The sequence below is a fragment of the Tenacibaculum sp. 190524A02b genome, assembly GCF_964036645.1.
Lineage (GTDB): Bacteria > Bacteroidota > Bacteroidia > Flavobacteriales > Flavobacteriaceae > Polaribacter > Polaribacter vairaonense.
In genome coordinates, this window is record NZ_OZ038525.1 from 4,586,897 (window position 1) to 4,609,103 (window position 22,207).

At 29.5% G+C, this 22,207-nt stretch carries 18 protein-coding genes; 7 read left to right on the forward strand and 11 right to left on the reverse strand.

The features are described 5' to 3' along the window. The first annotated feature begins 40 nt into the window (after positions 1-40). Genes ABNT65_RS18630 through ABNT65_RS18655 form a run of 6 tightly spaced genes read left to right on the forward strand, consistent with a single transcriptional unit; the run spans position 41 to position 6,978 of the window. The gene (locus tag ABNT65_RS18630) at positions 41-943 is read left to right on the forward strand and encodes a nucleotidyltransferase domain-containing protein (protein WP_348740086.1); all 903 of its coding nucleotides are present in this window, start codon (positions 41-43) and stop codon (positions 941-943) included. After that, a complete protein-coding gene (locus ABNT65_RS18635; protein WP_348746567.1) occupies positions 936-2,402 on the forward strand; it encodes a radical SAM protein in 1,467 nt (488 codons plus the stop codon). Before ABNT65_RS18630 ends, ABNT65_RS18635 begins: the two co-directional genes overlap by 8 nt. Then, complete coding sequence (locus tag ABNT65_RS18640) at positions 2,395-3,177, forward strand: class I SAM-dependent methyltransferase (protein ID WP_348740089.1); 783 nt, start codon at positions 2,395-2,397, stop codon at positions 3,175-3,177. The genes ABNT65_RS18635 and ABNT65_RS18640 overlap by 8 nt, the downstream gene beginning before the upstream one ends. Next, positions 3,174-4,550, forward strand: a complete 1,377-nt coding sequence (locus tag ABNT65_RS18645; RefSeq protein WP_348740090.1) for a B12-binding domain-containing radical SAM protein — start codon at positions 3,174-3,176, stop codon at positions 4,548-4,550. Before ABNT65_RS18640 ends, ABNT65_RS18645 begins: the two co-directional genes overlap by 4 nt. Then, entirely contained in the window at positions 4,550-5,314 is a 765-nt protein-coding gene (locus tag ABNT65_RS18650) for a methyltransferase domain-containing protein (RefSeq protein ID WP_348746568.1), read from the forward strand. Before ABNT65_RS18645 ends, ABNT65_RS18650 begins: the two co-directional genes overlap by 1 nt. Continuing rightward, complete coding sequence (locus ABNT65_RS18655; protein WP_348740092.1) at positions 5,311-6,978, forward strand: ABC transporter ATP-binding protein; 1,668 nt, start codon at positions 5,311-5,313, stop codon at positions 6,976-6,978. Before ABNT65_RS18650 ends, ABNT65_RS18655 begins: the two co-directional genes overlap by 4 nt. A gap of 57 nt (positions 6,979-7,035) precedes the next feature. On the opposite strand, the gene ABNT65_RS18660 is transcribed toward ABNT65_RS18655, so the two are convergent. The 8 genes from ABNT65_RS18660 to ABNT65_RS18695 form a co-directional block, all read right to left on the reverse strand. Next, positions 7,036-7,926, reverse strand: a complete 891-nt coding sequence (locus ABNT65_RS18660) for an alpha-1,2-fucosyltransferase (protein ID WP_348740093.1) — start codon at positions 7,924-7,926, stop codon at positions 7,036-7,038. A 12-nt stretch (positions 7,927-7,938) separates the two neighbouring features. Beyond that, entirely contained in the window at positions 7,939-8,991 is a 1,053-nt protein-coding gene (locus ABNT65_RS18665; protein ID WP_348740095.1) for a glycosyltransferase family 2 protein, read from the reverse strand. Further along, positions 8,991-9,734: a hypothetical protein gene (locus ABNT65_RS18670; RefSeq protein ID WP_348746569.1), complete on the reverse strand. Its 744-nt coding sequence runs from the start codon at positions 9,732-9,734 to the stop codon at positions 8,991-8,993. The genes ABNT65_RS18665 and ABNT65_RS18670 overlap by 1 nt, the downstream gene beginning before the upstream one ends. 614 nt (positions 9,735-10,348) lie before the next feature. Next, a complete protein-coding gene (locus ABNT65_RS18675; protein WP_348746570.1) occupies positions 10,349-11,923 on the reverse strand; it encodes an SAM-dependent methyltransferase in 1,575 nt (524 codons plus the stop codon). A gap of 84 nt (positions 11,924-12,007) precedes the next feature. Next, the gene (locus ABNT65_RS18680; protein WP_348707165.1) at positions 12,008-12,250 is read right to left on the reverse strand and encodes a hypothetical protein; all 243 of its coding nucleotides are present in this window, start codon (positions 12,248-12,250) and stop codon (positions 12,008-12,010) included. 11 nt (positions 12,251-12,261) lie between these two features. Further along, complete coding sequence (locus tag ABNT65_RS18685) at positions 12,262-14,868, reverse strand: hypothetical protein (protein WP_348707166.1); 2,607 nt, start codon at positions 14,866-14,868, stop codon at positions 12,262-12,264. An 11-nt stretch (positions 14,869-14,879) separates the two neighbouring features. Next, a complete protein-coding gene (locus ABNT65_RS18690; RefSeq protein WP_348707167.1) occupies positions 14,880-15,905 on the reverse strand; it encodes a hypothetical protein in 1,026 nt (341 codons plus the stop codon). Positions 15,906-16,109: 204 nt separating this feature from the next. Continuing rightward, a complete protein-coding gene (locus tag ABNT65_RS18695; protein WP_348707168.1) occupies positions 16,110-17,801 on the reverse strand; it encodes a hypothetical protein in 1,692 nt (563 codons plus the stop codon). Positions 17,802-18,357: 556 nt separating this feature from the next. Here ABNT65_RS18695 and ABNT65_RS18700 point away from each other — a divergent pair. Then, positions 18,358-18,864, forward strand: a complete 507-nt coding sequence (locus ABNT65_RS18700) for a hypothetical protein (RefSeq protein WP_348707169.1) — start codon at positions 18,358-18,360, stop codon at positions 18,862-18,864. Here ABNT65_RS18700 and ABNT65_RS18705 read toward each other — a convergent pair. Genes ABNT65_RS18705 through nhaC form a run of 3 tightly spaced genes read right to left on the reverse strand, consistent with a single transcriptional unit; the run spans position 18,861 to position 22,165 of the window. Beyond that, positions 18,861-19,535, reverse strand: a complete 675-nt coding sequence (locus ABNT65_RS18705; protein ID WP_348707170.1) for a metallophosphoesterase family protein — start codon at positions 19,533-19,535, stop codon at positions 18,861-18,863. The two genes, ABNT65_RS18700 and ABNT65_RS18705, sit on opposite strands and share 4 nt — an antisense overlap. Positions 19,536-19,539: 4 nt before the next feature. Further along, the gene (locus ABNT65_RS18710; RefSeq protein ID WP_348746571.1) at positions 19,540-20,721 is read right to left on the reverse strand and encodes an aminotransferase class I/II-fold pyridoxal phosphate-dependent enzyme; all 1,182 of its coding nucleotides are present in this window, start codon (positions 20,719-20,721) and stop codon (positions 19,540-19,542) included. Next, positions 20,708-22,165, reverse strand: coding sequence for a Na+/H+ antiporter NhaC (nhaC, locus tag ABNT65_RS18715; protein ID WP_348707172.1), 1,458 nt, complete (start codon positions 22,163-22,165; stop codon positions 20,708-20,710). The genes ABNT65_RS18710 and nhaC overlap by 14 nt, the downstream gene beginning before the upstream one ends. Between the last annotated feature and the right edge of the window lie 42 nt (positions 22,166-22,207).

Here is a 22,207-nt window from a genome sequence, read left to right on the forward strand (position 1 = left end):
AAACATTATCGACTTATAAAAAATATGCAGTTAATAACATATGAATACACTTAAAACAATTACTTATTTTTCTATTTTTCAATACCCTTTGACCTTAGAAGAAATTTTTAATTATTCAGATATTAAAGAAAAAGAAACTTTAGCTAAAGAGTTAACAACACTTAAAAGCAAAGGTGTAATTTATAATACTGAAGGATATTATTCTGATAGTAATAATAAAGAAATTATAGTTAGAAGAGAAAAAGGGAATAAAAAAGCAGAAGAAATAATGCCTAAAGCATGGAAAATAGCCAAGTTTATAGCCAAGTTTCCTTATGTGAAAAGTGTATGTATATCAGGTTCACTATCTAAAGGATATTTTGAAGATGAAAGTGATATTGACTTTTTTATTATTATAGAAAAGAATAGACTCTGGGTGGCAAGAACATTACTAATGTCGTACAAAAAAGTATTTTTACTAAACTCAAATAAGTTCTTTTGTATCAATTATTTTATGAGTTCAGGATATTTAGAAATAGATGAAAAAAATAGGTTTACAGCCACAGAAATAGCCACATTAATACCTATGTACGGAAAAAGTACATTTGAAAAATTTCTAGAAAAAAATAAATGGGTTTATGATTTTTTTCCAAACTTTGTAAGAGATAATAGTCATGTAAAAAATATTACAAAAAACCTTTTTTCAAAAAACCTTGAAAGAATTTTAAATACTAAGCTAGGTGATTTTTTTGAACAATTTTTTATGAAAATAACCATAAAAAGATGGAATAGTAAGTTTAATCATTTATCTAAAAAAGATTTCGAAATAGCTTTTAAATCTTCTGAAAATGTATCAAAAAGTCATCCAAGGAATTTTCAGAATAAAGTTTTAAACTTATTAAATGAAAAGTATAAAGAGATAGAAAAGAAACACAATATAAAATTCACACCTGAAAATGTTTAAAGTAGCTTTTTCACATTCCTATTTTTACCCTTTTGATGAAAAGCAGTGGAAAAATAAAACGCCTTTTCCTCCATTAGGAACCATATACGCAGCTTCATTATTAAGAGAGAATGGTTATAATGTTAGTTTATTCGATACCTGTTTGTTAAAAGATATTAGTACTATAAATTCATTTTTAGCAAATAAGACTCCTGATGTTTTTGTAATCTATGATGATGGTTTTAATTACCTTACTAAAATGTGTTTGACAAACATGCGTGAGGCAGCTTTTGATATGATTCAGTTAGCTAAAGGTAAAAAATGTAAAGTGATTGTTTGTAGCTCAGATGCAACTGATCACTTTGAAAAGTATCTAAAAGCTGGAGCTGATTTTGTAATTAAGGGAGAAGGAGAAGTAACTCTGAAAGAATTAGTAGATAACTTAAAGAATAAAAAAGATACTTCATCAATAAAAGGTATTGTGTATAAAAATACAAATGAAGAAATCACAGAAACACCTAAAAGAGCTGTTTATAAAGAACTTGATGATTTCCCGATGCCTGCTTGGGACTTAATAGATATAGAATCGTATAAAAATATTTGGAAAGAAGGAGGCAATGAATTTACCTTAAATATCGCTACGACTAGAGGTTGTCCATTTAAATGTAACTGGTGTGCAAAGCCTATTTATGGAAATCGATACAATTCACATTCACCAGAATACATTGTTAAACATATTGATTATTTACATAAATCTTTTGGTGTTAAAAAATTTTGGATGTGTGATGATATTTTTGGGCTAAAACCAGGCTGGGTTCAAAAATTTAATACGTTATTAAAAAAACAGCGTTTAAAAATCCAATATTACATACAGAGTAGAGCAGACTTGTTATTACAAGAAGATACGATTGATGCGTTAGCTGAAAGTGGCTTGACAGAAGTTTGGATTGGAGCAGAAAGCGGTTCTCAAAAAATATTAGATGCCATGGATAAAGGAACTACCATTGCACAAATAAAAAAGGCTACACGTTTATTAAAAGAGAAAAATGTTAGAATAGCCTTTTTTATTCAGTTTGGATATTTAACAGAAACTAAAAAAGATATAGATTTAACCATAAACATGATAGAGGAATTGTTGCCTGATAATATAGGAGTTTCAGTATCTTATCCATTACCAGGGACAAAATTTTACGATAAGGTAAAAGATGATTTAAAGCTAAAAGCTAATTGGACAGATTCAGATGATTTAGCAATGATGTTTAAAGGAACATTTAACTCTAAATTTTATAAAAAACTACAGCGGTATGTTCATAAAACTTTTAGAAAAAGTCAGGGAATAGCTTTCATAAAAAAAATGATTAAAACTCCTTTAAGTCTTAAAAAACATGAATGGCGTTTAATTTTTTTACTTCCTTATTATATAACAACTTCTACTATAGATAAAGTACAGTTAAATAAATTACAAAATACGCATGAGTAGTTTTTTTGACGCAGCAGCTAAAACATATGATGATACGTTTACCTATACCAAAATAGGGAAAGCACAGCGTAATAAGGTGTATGAAAACTTATCCTATGTTTTGTCTTCAGATAAGCAGTTACATATTTTAGAGCTAAATTGTGGAACAGGTGTAGATGCAGTTACTTTTGCTCAAAAGAATCATAATGTAATAGCTACAGACATATCAGAAGAAATGATAAAAGTTGCAAGCGCAAGAAATAATCATGAAAATTTAATTTTTAAAGTTTTAGATGTTAAGAATTTGCGTAGAGATACTTTTAGAGAATCCTTTGATATGGTTTTTTCTAACTTTGGCGGATTAAATTGTCTATCTATAGAAGAGCTGAACACTTTTATTAAAACAGTATCTCAGTTATTAAAACCCCAAGGGAAATTATTTATGGTATTAATGCCTAAAAATTGTGCTTGGGAACAAATTTACTTTCTGGCAAAAGGAGCTGTTAAAAAAGCAAAAAGAAGAAATACAAATCAATCATTATTAGTAAATGTAGATGGAGAGAAAGTACCAACTTGGTATTTTAATCCTAAAGATATTGTTGAGATTACTCAAGAACATTTTTCTGTTACTAATTATTTCCCAGTAGGAATAACAGTGCCACCATCATATTTAGAAAAATCATTTTTAACGAAAAAACCTTTTTGGAATATTTTAGAAAATTTAGAAAAAAGATTGTCGAATAGGTTTCTGGCAAGGTATGCAGATCATTTTTTAATAGAACTGACTAAAAAATGAGTGTAGTATTAACCCATGCATATTATTTATTTGAAGATGAAAAGGAGCAAAAAATTATGCGTCCGTATGCTCCGTTAGGACTACTCTATGTATCTGGTTATTTAAATGAAAAGGATATTAAAAATGAGGTGTATGATAGTACATTTTATTCTTTTGAAGAGCAATTAGTATTTATAGAACAAGAGCAACCTAAAATAGTAGCTATTTACACTAATTTAATGACAAAAATTAATGTGATTAGATTAATGAAAATATTAAGAAATGAACCAAAATATGGGCAGCCAAAAATAGTACTAGGTGGCCCAGATGTTACTTATAATTGCGAAAACTATTTAAGTGCAGGTGCCGATTTTTTAATCATAGGAGAAGGAGAACAAACTTCTTTTGAGTTGTATTCAGCTATTTTAAAAAATGAAAATTATAATGAAATAAACGGAATAGTATTCTTATCTGAAGGAAAGGTTATTAAAACACCTCCTAGAGTAAAAATAAAAGAACTAAAAGACTTACCCTTACCCAATAGAGATGCAATTCCTGTACATAGATATTTAGAGACTTGGAAAAAACATCATGGGCAAAGTTCTATGACAGTAAGCACACAACGTGGTTGTCCGTATACATGTAAATGGTGTAGTACCGCAGTGTATGGGCAAAGTTATCGTAGAAGGCCAGCTAACTTAGTTGCTAAAGAACTGAAAATGTTAAAAACTACCTATAAGCCAGATACTATTTGGTTTGTAGATGATGTTTTTACAGTAAGTCATAAATGGTTAAAGAGTTTTCATCAAGAAGTTTTAGAGCAAGATGCGGTAATCCCTTTTGAATGTATAACAAGAGCCGAGCGTTTAAATGATGAGATATTGCAACTATTAAAAGAAGCAGGATGTTATAGAATTTGGATTGGAGCTGAAAGTGGTTCACAAAAAATTATAGATGCTATGGATAGACGCGTAGATGTAAATGTAGTTAAAGCAGCGATTCAAAATACCAATAAATTAGGTATAGAAACCGGAACGTTTATAATGTTGGGATATCCAGGAGAGGATATGACAGATATAAATAATACAGTTCAATATTTAAAAGAAGCTAACCCAACACATTTTACCATCACAGTAGCCTATCCAATAAAAGGAACCTCTTTGTATAATGAAGTAGAGAAAAAAATAACCAAGCAACCTAAATGGGAAACCTCTACAGATAGAGATATAGATTTTGAAAGAACCTATGATAGGAAGTTTTATGATTATGCCGTTTCATATGTAATTAGTGAGGTAAATCAATATAAACAACGATTAAAAGGAAACTATATTCATAGTTTAAAATTAAAAGCCAAGTCTATTTTGGCGCAAACTGCAATGAAATTTTCAAAATAATGTTAGTATTAAAAAACGTTATATGTACTAACGGTGTGTATTATTTAACTCCCAAAAAGCAAACTTTTTCAAAAGCTTATATAGAGATAAGAGATAAGGAACAACGGTTTTTAGGAGATAATGAAGTTAAAAAACTACCTTTTACATCTAAAAATAATCCACATTATCATGAATGGTTGTTAAGACAACAATCAACTAAACGATTTATAAATTATTTAAAAACTAAAAAAGAAAAGCTTACTATTTTAGATCTAGGTTGCGGTAATGGTTGGTTTACGAATTTAATGGCTGAAGTTTCTACACAAAATAAAATAATTGGTCTAGATATAAATATAGAAGAGTTAGAACAGGCAGCACGTATTTTTAGAAAAACGAATTTGAATTTTTCTTATGGAGATGTTTTTCAGCTTGATAAAATAATAGAAAAACAATTTGACCTAATAGTTTTAAATGCATCTGTTCAGTATTTTCAAAATTTTGACGGATTAATTGATAAATTAAATAGTTTATTAAAATTTAAAGGAGAGTTACATATTATTGATAGTCCTTTTTATAAAGAGAATGAATTAGAAAAGGCAAGGCAAAGATCTATAGATTATTATACTAACTTAGGATATCCAGAAATGGCAAAGAATTATTTTCATCATCAAATTAAAGATATTGAGAATTTTGATATTCTATATAAGCCAAGTAAAAGTATTTATCAAAAGATAATAAGAAAACAGGTAAACCCATTCTATTGGGTAAGGTTATTTAATGTATGATAAATAAAATTATTCAAATATTACCCCAATATAAGATAAGTTCGTTATTCAAATACCAAGGACAACTACTACTTTTAAATTTATTAGATTTAATTTCAGTTGCTTATTTAATACCTATAATAACATTAATTTTAAGTAAAGAAAAGTTTGTTGAGTTATTAGAAAAGTACAATGTTGGTCCTGAATGGATAACAAAAACTAATTTAATTATCTTTTTAATTGCTTTTACTTTTTTCTATATCATAAAAAATAGCATTCAAATAAAAATAAATAAAAACCTTTTAGAGTTTTTAAAAACGTTAAAAAGTTTAATTGCAGAAAAAAGAGTTGAAAACTTTATTAATGGAGATTACTTGTATTACAAAGAATATGATAGGGGAGAGCTAATTAATGTTGTGATGCAAGCTACGGTACATTTTTGTTCTAAACTTTTATACCCTTTAATGCAATTGGTTTCTGAATTATTATTACTATTGATTTTAGTAGCAACTTCTTTTTACATTCAATGGCAGTTTATGCTTTTACTACTTTCTGTTTTTATGATATTTGGTATAAGTATGTACCTAAAAAAAAGAATGAGTATTCATAAAATTAATGAACAGTTTTTTAGTCTGCATACAAAAGTTAGTTCGATAATTTTAGATATTTTAAACGGAGTACTTGATATTAAAAGCTCACAAAGTGAATCCTTTTTTATAGAAGGGTTTAAAACAAAAAATAAAGAATTAAACCAAATTACGTCCACTTTAGAAGCCACAGGATACAATTATTCAAAATACTTTGAAATATGCCTTGTGATTTGTATAACTTTAATGGGGTATTATTTTTATAACAATTCTTTAGGTGTTATAAATCTTTCGATTTTAGCTGGAATAGGTTTTAAAATTATCCCTTCTTTAAACAAGATATTAAACTATCTTACGCTTATTAAAGCGCATTCTTATTCTATAGATATTTTAATAAAATATGATAGAGAGAAAAAAGAAGAAAGAATAACTGAAATAAGTTTTAAAAAAGAAATTCAATTAAAAGAAATATCATTTGGCTTTAAAAAGAGTGATGCAGTTTTTAACCATGTTAACTTTTCAATTAAACCTACAGAAATTATAGGTGTCAAAGGAGCTACAGGGGTTGGTAAAACAACGTTACTACAAATTATTATGGGGTTAATAGACCCTAAATTAGGTAGTAGGTATGTAGACTCTAAAAAGGTTGATTGCCATTTTCTTTCTTTTACTAGTTATGTAAACCAACAGCCCTATCTTTTTAATAAAACAGTATTAGAAAATATTACAATGGGAAAAGAAAATGTTGATTATGAATATTTAAATAGCTTATGTGAAAAATTAGAACTATCCTCAACTATTAGTAATTTAAGAGAAAAGTATGATACACAAATTGTACAAAATGATAGTTTTTTTTCTGGAGGACAAAAGCAACGTATTTGTATTGCTAGAGCATTGTACAGTAAACCAAAGCTCTTAATTTTAGATGAGGCAACAAATCAACAAGATTCCGTATTAGAAAACAAAATTTTTCATTTAATACATAATCTAGCTAAACAGAATGAAATGGCAGTTATAGTAGTTTCTCATAATAAGGAATTAGAGAAATTTTACGACAAAACATATGAAGTAAAGGACAAAAAAATTGTGTTGCTATAATTTAAAAATAAACGTTTTTTATTGGGACTAGCAAAGAGTATAATCTCCAGAGGTAGTTTACTTTAATAATTTAACAGCTGAATTGATGAGTTTAATCTTTTTAGCTTGATATTTAAAATTTTTCCAAGCTCCATATAGATTTCCCACTAAATATATTTTATAATATTTAATAGGAATTTTATAACCTATATAATCAAATTTAATCCATCTTTTAGGATAATAATCCTTGTCGTTTTCTAATGTATATTCTTTTGAAAAATTTTTAATGGGGCAAATAACTTTTGAGTTTTTCTTTTCACCTAACCAAGCTACCCACCAAGAGAAAGTAGAATTACTAATAATAAAATCATCACAATTGCTAGTTAAAATTAACTGTTCCATGGCTGAAAGATTGTCAATAAAAAAAGCATTTTTAAGATTTTTAAAATGTTTTTTGCAATAACTAATATCATCACTAGTGAATATTAAGTTTTTTTCTTTCCATGAAGGAAAAAATTCTAAAATTGCAGCAAAATAATATTTATATGATAATTGATAAAACTTAGGGTTATTAACAAAATCACCTCTTCTAACTGTAATTAAAATGGTAGGTTTATTAAATAAATAAGTATACTTTTTTAGTAAATCTTTTTGTATAGTTTGATTAAATTTAAAATAGTGTTTAGTAGCTTTAGTATCAAAAAAATATTCTGTTTGTAGCCAACCTTCTATATCATAGCTTTCATTGTTAAATTCTTTTTCAGTATATTCAAATTCCTTATATACAATAGTTTTAAAACTACTGTCTATAACCCCCATTGGAATTTGATGTTCAAAAAAATAAGAATATGGCCAGTAAGGAAATAAAAAATCATGATTATTTTTCTTAGCAATTCCAATAGTTGAAGCTATTTGAAATAATTGATTTCCTAAGTTTCCTTTTTTTCCTAATAATGAGAATGCAATCATTTTATAAAATTTTTAATTTTTTAAATGTTGTATCATTCTATACCTAGTTCTATAAAGTATTTTGGAGATAAGTATTTCTAATAAATTCCAATGAATAAATTGTGATGATTTCAATAAAAATAAGAGAACTTGTTTTTTTAATTTAAGTTTGTATTTATCTTTTTTTAATACATCATAATATAAATTTACATGTTTTATAAATGTCTTTTTACATTTTTTAAAATCACTAGGTGAAATGCTATTTTTATCTATAGAAATAATTAGATAATTGTCTAACATAACATATAAATGGTGTTCTAAAATTGTATAGGATAATTCATTTTCCTTTTGATATTTTTTTACTAGTTTGAGTTCTTTAAGAAATATTGTATGATGATCTATAATTCTTCGTTTACTAATATACCTTCTGCTAATAGAGTTTTCTCTAGCATAAATATTAGCCAATGCATCATTTACAAAACTTACTTTTTGAGTTTTTAAAAAATATTCTAATAAATAGGGGCGGTCTTCAAACCATACAGATGGTAAAAATTGAATTTGACTAATAACAGTTCTTTTATAAAGTTTAGCCCATACTGTTGATGAAATATTATGAGTATACATTGCCTTACATGCTGATAGATTATCTGTAGTTTTGGAAGAGCTTTTAAAACCAGAGACTGAAATTAAGTCTTTATTACAATCATATAAATTGAATTTACATATAGAAATATCACTGTTATATTCTACAATATTTTTCACCAATAAATTAACTGCATTTTTAGTGATAGCATCATCGGCATCTAAAAATAGAATGTAGTTGCCACTACTATTCTTAATTCCTGTATTACGCGCATTACCAAGTCCTATATTACTTGTAGTAATGAGTTTTATATTTTTATGGTTTTTTTTATAGGTTTGAGCAATAGTTTTTGAATTATCAGTAGATCCATCATTAACAAGAATAATTTCGATATTGGAATAGGCTTGTTCAATAACAGAAGAAATAGCCCTGTCTAAATAATCTTCTTCATTATAAAAAGGAATGATTATAGAAACTAATTGATTACTTGGTTCTAAACTCATCACAACATTTTTAATAAGTTTTTTATAAAAACTCTTTCTATAGCCACAAGTTTTTTTGGATTAGCAGGAGGGATCCATTCATTGGTAAGTTGATCAGAAACAATGGTGAAACATGCGGTATTTAATTGGTAATAATTAGCAAAAGCATAGATGGCAGCACATTCCATTTCTACAATTTGAGCGCCTTTTTCCTTATAAAAAGATTTTAAAGACAGTGATTCTCTAAAAGGTGCATCGGTACTCCAGCATGAAACAGGATGGGCTTGTATATTTTTTTGCAGTTGATTATTCCACTTTTTAGAATAAGGGAGAATAATTTCTCCTTGTGAATAATAACTTGAGGTTCCTACTCCAGAAAAGGTTTTTGCTACATATAACAAATCACCTTCTTTATATCGTTGATTTATACAACCAGCTACACCAATAAAAATAAAATTAGCAACCCCCAGAACTCTTAATTCTTCACATAAACTAACAATATAAGGAGCTCCATAACCACATCCAGTACATAAAAGAATTGTTCCATTTTCAATTAAAAAATGATTTCCTTTAATCCCTTTTATTGGTTTTCTAAAAAAAGAAGAAATAAAGCTGTTTTTTCTAGAATATACAGTAAGAATAGCTGTTTTTGGGAGCTGTTTAAAATTATATAAGTTTTTAGATTTTTTCCAAGTAACTAATTTTTCAGCATCTAAAATAATTTGTTTGTCTGTAAGTAATAAATTTTCAACGTTTTTCAACATTAAGGATCTCCTTTATAAAGTAAATATATTAATAATTTAGATAACTGAAGTCAAGGGTGCATATTTATGAGTTTTTGATAAAAAACAAAAACTTAATATTAAAGATTCTTTATAGCTAAAGGTTAAAAACCAAATTTTTATATTTAAAGTAAGAATACTAGAAGATTTTAACAGTAGTTATTCTAATAAATAATGCGTATTGAAGTAAACATTTTTTGACTAACAGGTTATGAATGTAAGAAATATTACATAGAGGTGAAATAGTTATTTAGAGTTTATTATATAAAATATGGTACAAGTATTAAGAAGAGATTGTCCGAAAAATAAAAAAAATAAATTTGAATTCTTTTTAAATTTATTTAGGATATTTTTTTGAATTATGCTCTGTGTTTTGTTTGCCATTAAATAGCTTTGACCATTTTTGTGTAATTGTTTATTATTGGGGAATTATGAGCCTCAAACCTTCCAACCAAATGAGCCTACAACTATAGCACTTACGAGTTTTACGTATGAGGAATACCAAGCAAAAGATTCCCTCACTCCATAAACTCCGCTCAGTATGACAAGTGTTTGGCGATTTACAACCCGTAATTAAAAAATCACAATTATAAAAGTTAAGATTTAACAGCAACAATTTCAATGAGAGGATTATTTTTAGCCCACTCCTTTTTTGAGTTGCTAACTCGGTATACAAAATTTCTAAAATATTCAAAGTGAGGGTCATTTTGTTTAGGGATATTTTTAAACCTTGATTTCCATAAATCAATAGTAGGTAAAGATTCCATTCTTCTATTTTTTAAATGTTTTATTTTCCAACCTGCCTTGGTTAAAATATCTACAAGCAAATCAGAAGAAATAACTTTCATAGTGTTGCCAAAAACCAAATTAGAAGTATTGGTATTCTGACAATGCGTTCTGATAATTAACTGATCGGAAAAATATCGTAAGTTTTTCAATAATTGATATTTATTGTGAATATGTTCTAAGCTTTCCATCATTAAAAGAGTATCAAAATATCCTGGAGGAAGGGTATTCTCAATATTACCAAGCCGGGTTTGAATACCAATATCATTACAATATTTAAACTGAGTTTTTGAAAGTGTTATCCCTGTAACTTTATTAGCATTTTTTTCAGTTAATAATTTAGCAGGACCACCCCAGCCGCAGCCCATATCATATATAGAGCTTCCAGAAGGAATAAATTTAAAAAGGGTTTCTATAGCATTATCAAAGGCAGTATTGTTTTTTAAATTAGGAACATTATTATTTTCAGTAAACAACCCGAAATGATAGTGCATATTTTTTCCTAAAACTTTTTTCCAATATTCAACTCCATCTGTAGAATAAAAATCACTGAGATAGGTATTGTTTCCAGGGAGGTTAGTAATGGTCTTATCTAATATTCCTTGCTTAATATATTTATGTAAAGTTTTGGTATGGTTATTTGCTGTTTTTTTTGCGTAATTAAGATTAGATAGCTCTTTAAGTTGCATTTTTCCAGAGAAGTAAACGGTTAAATGCGGGTTGTTTTCATCTCTATTAAAAGCAAGATGTTTAAAATGAAAGTTTTTGTATTGTTTTATCAAAAGGTCATTTTTATTAAAGTTAGAAAATAAAGAAAGTGAATTAAAAATTTCACTAAGCTTGGGTTGCCATGGATAAGAAATACAAATTTGATTGTAAGTTTGTCGATGTTCTCTTAACCAGAACCCTGCACTTTTTTTTAAGAGTGAGTTTTCATAAGCTTTGTAGTAAACTTTTAATAATCGAGTACTAACTAGGCTTTCTGGTTTAATTCCCTTAGGAGTTTCAGGGAAAAAGAAGAAGTGATATTGCTGCTTTTCAATTTTTTTAGAAGTATTCCATTGGTAAGCTTTGTATATATCCTTTAGGGTATTCTTTTCTAAATAATGAATATATAATACGTTACATTGATTTTCTTTGTTTGATATACCTAAACCAATATTAACGGTTTTTTGAGCATGTTTTTTTTGAGTTTCAATAAGTTTTTCTGGACAATTAAGAACTTTTAAAATAGAAGGAATGTGTTTAAAAGTATTTTTTGGGAGCCATAATATGTATTTATCTCTAATGACTGTTTGATTAGCTTTTATTCTGATAGACCATTCATATGTTATTTCTTGATTAACATCTAGTAAAGAACTTATTGTACCAATAACTCGTTGCATGTAGACTTTATATTTTTTATTTGTAATTAAAAAAGAGGTTGAATTTTCGTATCATAACTAGTATTCAACCTCTGAGTAAAAGTTTTAAGAATTAAACCATTGTTTAAGTTGTGAATCTTGTGCTATAATAGCTTCTATAGTTTCAGGATTAATTTGTTTTACAATAGATTGGGCTTCCTCAGCTGTAAAGCAAAACCCTTTATTGGTAGCCCATTTAACAACAGTATTCCAATTACCTGGTGAAATTAAAGCGAGTTCAGGGCCAAATTTTTCCCAATTTTGATCGGTTGCTAAAAAATGAATTAGGTTTTCAAAATTATTTTCCATATTGTTTCTATTTACCAATGAGACGGATTCATTACTTTTTTTACTTTATCCCAGGTATCTTTAGCAAAAGAAGCAAAATCACCACCTAAAGATTCAAAGGCATTTTTAATTTCATTAACTGAATAACCAACACCTTGCAAGACATCATTGATAGCTGATGCACTTAAATTAAAAGCACTTTGAAGTGCTGTGGCTATAGCACCAATAGGATACCCCAATGTTCGTAAAACACTTGCTACATCACTATCAGAAAATCCTAAACTACCAAAAATAGAAGCAATTTCGTTAGCTCCAGCTCCATATATTGATTGTAGTGCAGAACCAATTTCTTGAATACCATAACCAGCACCATGCATAATAGATGCAGCTTCAGAAGCAGTCTTTTTAAAGGCTTGCTTTAACCCTTTCGCAACATCTTCAACTCCATGAATAATGGCATTTTTAACATAGCCAGCCCATTTACTGGCATCCTCAATAAAATCTTTAAAAATTGAACTAGCATCACTAATAATTTCATGCTCTATAGCAGATAATAAACTAGAGATACTTGAAATATTTACATCTGCATTAAAAGGACCGAAGCTTAATTTAGCACTATCAAATTCAAAGCCTCCTCCAACAGAAAAAATAAGATCAGAAGTAGAAGTAGAAATACCTAAATTTACATCACAATCAGCGTTTAAATCAATTTTACCTAGACTGAAACCTGCAATTGAAGGCAAAGGAATGTCAATGTCTATTCCATAAGTAAAGCTACCAGAAAAGTTATGGTAATCTTTTAATGTACAAGACATAGAGGTTTGTAATACAGCTCCATAATCTAACTCAAAAGAAATTCCACTTTTACTAATTGTTGCATCAATTTTTTCATTTACTAAATCGAGTAAACTAATAGCAGCATCTAAAGTAAAGTAAGGAGAAGAAGAAGTACTGATGCTCATTTCTGGACCACCAGATGTTATTAATGTAGCTGTAGTAGCATTTTTAATAGCCTTTTGTGCTTCAGCAGTTTTAGGAATGGTATTATTTGGAACAGGTTGCCCATTAATTTCTTTAATAGTTACTCCTTTTCCGTCTCCAGAAATAGATAATAAACTACCAAAAGATAATTTATTCATGGTAATAGTACCATGTATACCGGTATTCATATCTATTTGTAAATACCCGTAGAATTTGAGTCCAAAAAGATCCATAAACCCACTAAAACCATATCCCATTGGAGCTAAAGAACCATCAGGTAAAACTACAGGTTCCATCGGGTTTTCTGCCCATCGGAAAGACAATTGTTCAAAAGTAACAGGGAAATCTAATGAAGTACTAGTGTTTGTAAAAATAGTAATAACTTCATCAAGATTTAGTTTAGGAACATAAAAAGCAAAATATAAAGGATTCGGAACTTCTTCTTCCATTTCACATACAATAGCAAAACTATCATCTGTTAAAGTTACCTGACCTTGGTTTCCAATATGAAATGTTCCTTCAAGACCAATAGCAAACCCAGGAGGTTCAAAAATTAGTCCCATACCAACACCAAAAGAATCAAAGTGCAAACCTTTAACTACTGGAGGCGTTAATAAGCTAGTGGTATTTCCTTGTAAATCTACCCCAATTTCAGCTTCAATATTGTCAATAGTCATGGCAATATTAGCGTCAATAGTAGGGCTTTTAAATATGTTAAAAGGAATGGTTGCCTTAACTTCAAATATTACAAATTTAAATAAAGGATTTAGTGTAAGTAGTAAAGTTGGTTTATCAATATCAAACGTTTTACCATCGCTTATAGGAATTTTAATATTATCTAAGCTAAATATTAAACAAGTCATTCCAGTTGATAAACCACCATTATAAATAAACTCTATTTTAAAATCTACAGTTGTATTTGGTAAAAATGATTGGATATGCTCTAAAACACCTGTGTCGAAGGTTACATCATTAATATTTAACTGCCCTCCAACCCTAATAGCTTCATTAGTTTCTGAACAATTAATATGTGATAAAGTGATGTCAGGAATGCTTGAAGGCCAATCAAAGCCCATATAGGTAGCTAAAGTGCTTAAGCTATAGGTTTGTTCTTGCGGTGGTTTATTACGTGTTTTAGGTGTTCTAGCTAAAGCAACAACAGCAAGCATATAAGAAATAAAGGTAACGTTTTTATAGTCTGTTGTACTTTCAAAAAAAGCATTCACCTTTTCTGCAGAAGACTGTCCATTTTTTATCAATTTTTGAAATTGAATAACTTCTGCATTCGTGGGACTATTTTGTATTAATTTCAAAAAATCCTGCGTTGAATTCATTATAGTAACCTCATCTTGGGTTATAGTATATGTTTCTGATTGCATTCCCATAGAGAAAACCCGAGTAATTGGGGCGTATTCTTCATCAAAAATGATATAGGTTGATATAGGTCCATGAATAGGAGTGAACTCATTGCTAGCACCAGCTTTAATTGTTGTAATACTGGTTAGGGTACCAAAAAAATTGGTTAAGCTCTTATCGGTAGCGTCATTTTGAAAAGCATCATAAACAACAATATCTTTTGTTAACGTATTTTTAATCGTTATGGGAAAAAAAGACGTCGTGGTATTGTTGGTAGTTTGCAAGGTGGTTGTATTGCTCATAATTCAATTTTTTAAATAGCTTCTGTTTCTTCTAAACCAATACTTTGTTCATATTGATCAAGAGTATCTGCATTTTCAGCAGCTTCATATTCGGAAGTAATACCTTCAAAAGTTTGCGCATCTGTAACAGCAGTGTCAATAGCGGTTTGTGAGCTATTAAACTGAGTTTCCATTCGCTCATAATAACTACTTTGAAGTTCTGAAGAAGCGGCATTAAGAGCAGTTTTTGCTGTAGCTAATTCAGCAATTGCATTTTGCACTCCAGTGCCAGAACTTAAAGCATCTTCTGCTTGTGTTACTTTAGAAACATAGTCAGAATAACTTTTATTAAATTGTTCTGTAGGAACCATACCTTCATCAGTAATTTGTTCCTGAATTACCTCAATCAATTTACTTGCATCTTCTAAGCTATCACTTAAGGCTGTTTTAGTAGGTGCCGTCTCTATGTTTTTTATTTTGGTAACTTGATTTTTTAAAACCTTTAATAAATCGTCGTCGTCAATTTCGTCAAAAGGCTTTTTTACAATACCGCTAACTACATTTTTTAAAGTTTCAGAAAGAGTTGCTTCAGAGGAATCAGCACCTGTTATGATACCTCCTTTACCATTAATAAGTGTATTGTTTGCAATTAAACTTAAGTGTGTGTTGGTAATTCCTTCTGGAAGATTAGGGTTGTCTGAAACAGCATTCCCAAAATGAGGTTTTGTAGTACCTAATGTCATATCAACAACACTTGCTCCAATGGAAGGTTCTGTATCCATAGGCTCTCCTTTTACTAATAATTGTTTGGTTTCTGGATCAATTGTAAAATCTGAGTCAGGATATTTTGCTTGTTCCTCAATAAAATCAATATCAGAAAAACCAACGGCTCTATCTTCATTGTAAATAACCCTAGGCTGTCCAGTAGATTCTTCTCTTCCTAGTTCTAAACGGATTCTTACTAGTTTTTTTGAAACAGTGTCATATTGATAATAAGATGATAGTTTTTCTTCTTCTGAAGCTTCGCTTTCTGGGGTAGTATTCCATGTAATAATCATAATATAATGTTTTAAATTGGTTTGTATAAATGTTTTGAGAAAAGGGAAAAAGTATTGTGGATTGCCAATATTAATAAGTAACTAGGTATTATAGTAAGTTACGTATTGATATAAGGATCATATAAATACTCTTGGGCTTATATTATAGCCCAAGAGGTATTTTAAAGTCTTAAGCTTTTATTGTTTCGGGGTACCATTCTAAAATTAAAACTCCATTTCATCAGCAGATGGCCAATCGTCATCTTCAGAGTCATACCCAGAATCATCAGATGAGTTAGACATATCAGATTCATAATCTTCTTGAGCTGTATCCAAAGCTTCAGATTCATCAGCGGCATCACTAACAGCTTCAGAAGATTGTTTTAAAGAAGAAGTTTCCCATTCTGCCATTGATTCACTACTTTCTTCAAGTGTATGATTAATTTTTTCAGAAGCAGTACTCATGGTATCACTTGCTTCAGAAAGATTACCGTTATCAATATCGGAAAGGGCGTCTTTAAAAGATTCATTTAAATCACTCACAGCTTCTTCATAATTTTCTGTAGGTGTATAGCCATCTTCTAATTGTTGTTGCATTTCACTTTGAATATCACTCATAGTATCTTCCATAGTCTGTTTCATTACATCTTCTTGAAGCGCGGTTGAGGTTTCAGAATATACCGAAGCTAAATCAGAGGAATCCGATGTAAATGTTGCTTCTGAGTTACTAGCTTCAGAAACAACAGTAGCATCTGGTGTTGAATTGATAGAAGCTTCTTCTGTATTGAATTCTTTTTCAGAAGAGGCTGATTCTTTTTTACTAGTTATTTTTTCCTTAGCAGAAGAGAATATTTTTTTAGCAAAATCTCCTAGCATTAATAATCCAACCAATAAACCAACTCCTTGGCAAATTTTACCAAAAGAAGCATCAAAAGATGATTGTTTGTTTTTATTAGCAGGTTTATCAGGTATTTGACGTGCTGTTTGTGATGATACTACCTCTTTACCAGCTACAGTTCCTGTAACAGTAGGCCCTGCTAAATAACTAGAACTTGGTACGCCGTTTTTCATAGTGGTTTGAATTACATTCATCCAGACAGGCGTTAAGCTAACAGAAACATCAGATCCAGGATCACTATCTCCCATGGTTCCATCACCATTCATTATAATTTGTGTGGTTTGAGGGTTACTAGGGTATATTGGATTGCCTTTTGAATCTTCAGAACAAATTTTTAAAGTAGCTGATTGCCCTGATTCAGTTGATGTAATATTCATAGTAGCAACTAAGGCAGGAATATAACCTGTTGGAGCAGGATTAGGAGCCTTTTCATATAAGTAATAAGGACCTTGCCAAGGTGAAGTAAACATCTGGAGATATGTTAAAATGGCATTCCATGAACTTAAAGTACAAGAGCTAAAGTTTTTTGTTCCACTAAAAAAAGCATTTACATCATCAACACTTCCTTTTTTTAGTGAAGCATATAAGTTTTTAGTCAAGGCTGAGTTTGGATTTGCCATAGCATATCGATGAAAAAGGAAAGATTGTACCATAGCGTCTTCATCAGAAGATGCGATTGTAAATTCTAAAGGAGGAGGATTTCCAAAAGAAAATTGTACAGCAGCCATTACTTTAATAGGAAATTGATAGAAATAAAAATCATTTAATTTTTTAAAGTTCCCAGTGTGCATTGCTTGTAATTGAGAAGCTTGATGAATGGTTTGGATTTCACTAGTAGCACCAGCGGCAATAGTGCCTAATTTGGTGTATTGATAAGGAAGTTTTTGGGTACCACTACTTGGGTTAAAAACATCGTAAATAGCAATGGTATAAGATAAGTTGTTAGTGATTTTTACTGTGGGATTCGTTGAGTTTGAATCACTACTAGTAGTTGCTGAGACAATTGTGTTTGTGTCCATTTTTTATAGTTTTAAATAATTAAACTTGGTTAGTTGATAACAAGAGGAAAGTGAAAAAATAGCCAAATAGAGTAGTGATTGTTAAACGTAATTTCAATTACTCTATTTAAAATAAGTTACTTACAATAAATATAAGTATTTGTTTTGTAAGTGTATAGCAAAATTATTTAAAAAGAAAACAGAAGGAGATGATTAGATGTATAAGTGTTTTAAAATGGAGTGCCGACGTACTGTTTTAGTGTGCAAACGTATTATTTTGTTATGTGTTTTCTGTTTATTAGTTGAAAGTAAAAGTTCAGAGTTATGAGTGGTGAGTTCAGAGTGAGTGAAGCTATATCAGGAACATAAGATAGTCTAAAAGCTGATCGCGAACAAAGAAACCTTTTATCTTCAACCTAAAAGAACCTTGTGCTTTTTCCCATATAAAAAACTGTACAATAAAAATATTTTTTATTTTTAGCATTGTACAAAAGTGTACAAGAAAATAAAACATTATTTAGAAAGTTGTACACTACTGTACAAAAAAATAAAAAACTTTAAAAAAAATTGTACAAACATGTTGAAAGAAATAAAAAAGCACTTAAAAGTAAATAATACCCTATTGGCATTATATGCAGAGACATCTGTTGACTTTATAAACTCTATAACAGTAGGAAGAAGAACATTTTCTATAAAAATTATAAACACACTGTTACCGTTGTTTGAATCGTTGGAGATGGGTAAAACAGTGCAAGAATTAAAACTGTCAAAAAATTTAAGAAAAGAAATTAATCAGAAAAGGGACTATACAGCAGTTGTAAAAAAGTTAGACAGAAGAATTAGAAATGGGCAAGAACAAATTGAAAAGGATACCCTAATAATAGAGAGTTACTTACGTGGGATGCATGCTTGTGAACAACTATTACAGAATACTAACAATTTAAAAGAGCATCAAATAAAATGGTTGCAGTTGCGGGAAAAACACTTAGCACAAAAGTATGCTGCTAAGCAACAAGAAAGTTATATGCTGCAAGCAGAAATAGCAGCAAAAAAAGCAAAGAGGGAGTTTTTATTAAATTATTAAGGTTTATTCAAGTTACTTTTCCTTACTCTTCCTTGATTATTAGTTTGAATATAGTCTTTAGTTTCTACATTCAAGCAAGTCAGCCATTTTCCACCATAAGCATAAGTGTCAATACAAATCGTATGTCCAAAATTAGCGATCTGTCCATTTTTTCTAGAAGTGTGCCCGCAAATAACAGTTTTACCTTCCATATACTTTTCTGGACGTTCAAATTTTTTCCAGAATAAATGATGTTTGTTTTGTTGAGATAAACTTTTTTTAAGTTCTAAACCAGCATGTACAAAAATAAAGTTGTTGAGTTCAAAGTAGGGGAGGCAGTTATCTATAAAATTCCAATGTGAAGAGGTAATTTTATCAGCCCAATTTACATCATTTCCAATTTTATAAGAACTTAAAGTATTTGAACCGCCAAAGTAAAGCCATTCAGAAAGTCTTTCTGACGATACTTTAGCAGTTTGCATCATTATTTCATGATTGCCAAGAATAAACTTAAAATTGTAATTATTCTGGTTTTGTATTAGCCAATCAATAACTTCTTTACTATTAGGACCACGGTCAATATAGTCACCCAAAAAAACTACAGTATCCTTTTCTTGGATTATGAATTGATTAAATATAGTTTTTAAAGCAGTATAACAACCATGAATATCACCAATAGCGTAAGTAGCCATAAATTTATAGGTGTTCTAAATTCGCATTCAAATCATTAATTAAATCTTCTGCGGCTTCCAGTCCAATAGAAATACGCATATCACCTAAATTAATACCTAAACCTTTAAATTGCTCTTCAGTTAGTTCTTTTAAATAACTAATAGCAGGTGCGTAAATTAAACTTTCATGACCACCCCAACTAACTCCAATTTGGAATAAAGAAAGTCCGTTGAAAAAGGCTTTAATTTTATCCAAATCATCCGTGTTTAATTGAAAACTTAGTAAGCCACTATAACCAGACATCTGTTTTTGTCCTAATTCATATTGAGGAAAGCTTTCTAACCCAGGGTAATTTACCTTTCTTACTTTTGGATGTTTTTCTAAAAATTGTGCTACTTTCAAGGTAGATTTTTGGTGTTGATCCATTCTAATTTTTAGGGTACGTAAACTTCTTAATAATAACCAAGCCTCAAAAGGTGCTATTTTTGCTCCAAATAATTCAAATTCGTGTACAAATAAGTTGTTAATGTTTTTTTCTGAACCAATAACCACACCAGCAACCACATCACTATGTCCTCCAATGTATTTTGAACAAGAGTGAATTTCAAAATCAACACCCATGGCCAATGGTTTTTGATAAATAGGAGAAGCCCAAGTATTGTCTATTATAGTTTTAATACCCTTTGGTTTGGCAATTTTAGCAACGGCTTCAATATCTTGTAAACTTAAGATAACAGAAGAAGGACTTTCTAAATAAATTAAAGAAGTATTATCTTGAATAGCATTTTCAAACTCACTTATTTCAGTACCAGAAATATAAGTAACTTCAATTTCAAACTTCTCTTTTAAGTAACGTTGTAAAAACGTATTAGTTGGGCCATAAATATTTTTAATAGTAATAACGTGCGATCCTTTTTTTATACAAGAAAGAATAGTAGCACTAATGGCACCCATACCTGATGAAAATAATTTAGCTTTTTCACCACCACAAATAGCAGCTAGTTTATCTTCAACAATGCGAACAGATGGGTTGTTCCCACGTGTATAAATATAGTTATTTACTCTATCATCAAATGTTCTGTCAACATCATCCCAATCTTTCATAGTAAATAACGAATTTTGATAAATAGGTGGAACTACAGCTCCTTTACTATGCGCTTTTTTACCATCGTGAGAAAGTATGGTTTCTATGTTAGATTTTTTCATGTATGTTGTTTTCTGTTTGTTCGTGTTGTTTTTTATAAAAGCACCCAATTCCAGTAATAGCTAATAAAGGTGCCATAAAAAAGTTAAAAATAGAAAATAATTGCCAGTGCCAATAATCAGCAAATGGAACGCCCAGTGTATTTATAATAAATAGGGTAGAAGCTGTCCATGGAATTAAAGTTTCTATCATTGTACCATAATCTTCAATAGATCTTGATAAAACTTTTCTGGAAACTTTTAACTTATCATAAGCAGGTTTAAAAGCATCACCAATAATAAAACTAGTAGCACTTTGGTTAGAGGTCAATGCATTGGTAGCTGCGGTTGCCACTAATGAAGAAATGATTAACTGCCATTTCTTTTTTACATTTTTAAAAACAATTTGAACCAGGGTTGGCATTGTTTTAATTTCATCTAAAATACCAATAAAAATAAATACCATAAACGTAAAGAATATGGCTTCATTTAAAGCGTATAGTCCACCTCTGTTAAAAAGCGTACCTATATTATTAGGAATGTTTTCCGCCCAAGTTGCCATGGTTGTATTATAACCTTTTAATAAGGTTTGAATAATATTTTCAAACGTATAATCTTGAAAAATAAATGCTAATAAACTAGCAGCAAAAGCAGATAAAATCATTACTGGTACGGTTGGTTTTCGTTTTATAGAACCAATAAGTACAATAACAGGCGGAACAATTAAAAGAATATTGAAATTAAATAAGTTCTCAATAGCATTTAAGGTTTCTTGTGAAGTTAATTGACTGTCTACTTTTTCCAATGGAGGGTATATAAAAGATAAACTAAAAAAACCGATAGCTGCTAAAATTGCTGAAGGAATTGTGGAGTACATCATAGAATGTATATGGTCAAATAATTTAACTCCAGTAGCTGCTGAAGCAAGATTAGTAGTATCTGACAAAGGTGACATTTTATCTCCAAAATAAGCACCACCTACAATAGCACCTGCTGTAATTCCTAAATCTACATTAGCAAGTGTGGCAATTCCCATAATAACAACACCTATAGTGGCAATAGAACCCCATGATGTTCCCGTTAATGTTGAAAATATAATTGGAATGGTAAAAGCAAGTATATATAAATACTCTGGGTTAATTATTTTTATACCATAATACACTAACATAGGAATGGTTCCAGAAATCATCCAAGAACCAATTAAAATTCCTATAGAAAAGAAAATAAGTATGATAGGAAAACCTTGCGTTATTTTTTTTACAATGGCATTTTGTACGTCAATCCATTCATAACCTAGAAAAAGTAATTGTGCAGCTGTAAAAATTGCGGCACTTAAAAATATAATTTCTAAAGGAATAGGAGTACTGTTAAAAAGCCGAGGACCAATTATTAACCCAAAAGTTATTAAAATAAATAAAAAAATAATTGGTAATAAAAGTTGAAGTGTGTTAAGTTTATTAGTTTTCAATGGTTAGTAGATTAAAAGTATAAATATAAAAAAGGATACTAA

Excerpts from the sequence above, each read along its gene's own strand:
- ABNT65_RS18655 (WP_348740092.1), top strand. The coding sequence starts at position 5,311 with ATGATAAATAAAATTATTCAAATATTACCCCAATATAAGATAAGTTCG.
- ABNT65_RS18660 (WP_348740093.1), bottom strand. The coding sequence starts at position 7,926 with ATGATTGCATTCTCATTATTAGGAAAAAAAGGAAACTTAGGAAATCAA.
- ABNT65_RS18700 (WP_348707169.1), top strand. The coding sequence starts at position 18,358 with ATGTTGAAAGAAATAAAAAAGCACTTAAAAGTAAATAATACCCTATTG.
- ABNT65_RS18650 (WP_348746568.1), top strand. The coding sequence starts at position 4,550 with ATGTTAGTATTAAAAAACGTTATATGTACTAACGGTGTGTATTATTTA.
- ABNT65_RS18695 (WP_348707168.1), bottom strand. The coding sequence starts at position 17,801 with ATGGACACAAACACAATTGTCTCAGCAACTACTAGTAGTGATTCAAAC.
- ABNT65_RS18645 (WP_348740090.1), top strand. The coding sequence starts at position 3,174 with ATGAGTGTAGTATTAACCCATGCATATTATTTATTTGAAGATGAAAAG.
- ABNT65_RS18685 (WP_348707166.1), bottom strand. The coding sequence starts at position 14,868 with ATGAGCAATACAACCACCTTGCAAACTACCAACAATACCACGACGTCT.
- ABNT65_RS18640 (WP_348740089.1), top strand. The coding sequence starts at position 2,395 with ATGAGTAGTTTTTTTGACGCAGCAGCTAAAACATATGATGATACGTTT.
- ABNT65_RS18680 (WP_348707165.1), bottom strand. The coding sequence starts at position 12,250 with ATGGAAAATAATTTTGAAAACCTAATTCATTTTTTAGCAACCGATCAA.
- ABNT65_RS18675 (WP_348746570.1), bottom strand. The coding sequence starts at position 11,923 with ATGCAACGAGTTATTGGTACAATAAGTTCTTTACTAGATGTTAATCAA.
- ABNT65_RS18635 (WP_348746567.1), top strand. The coding sequence starts at position 936 with ATGTTTAAAGTAGCTTTTTCACATTCCTATTTTTACCCTTTTGATGAA.
- ABNT65_RS18705 (WP_348707170.1), bottom strand. The coding sequence starts at position 19,535 with ATGGCTACTTACGCTATTGGTGATATTCATGGTTGTTATACTGCTTTA.
- ABNT65_RS18690 (WP_348707167.1), bottom strand. The coding sequence starts at position 15,905 with ATGATTATTACATGGAATACTACCCCAGAAAGCGAAGCTTCAGAAGAA.
- ABNT65_RS18630 (WP_348740086.1), top strand. The coding sequence starts at position 41 with ATGAATACACTTAAAACAATTACTTATTTTTCTATTTTTCAATACCCT.
- ABNT65_RS18665 (WP_348740095.1), bottom strand. The coding sequence starts at position 8,991 with ATGAGTTTAGAACCAAGTAATCAATTAGTTTCTATAATCATTCCTTTT.
- ABNT65_RS18670 (WP_348746569.1), bottom strand. The coding sequence starts at position 9,734 with ATGTTGAAAAACGTTGAAAATTTATTACTTACAGACAAACAAATTATT.
- ABNT65_RS18710 (WP_348746571.1), bottom strand. The coding sequence starts at position 20,721 with ATGAAAAAATCTAACATAGAAACCATACTTTCTCACGATGGTAAAAAA.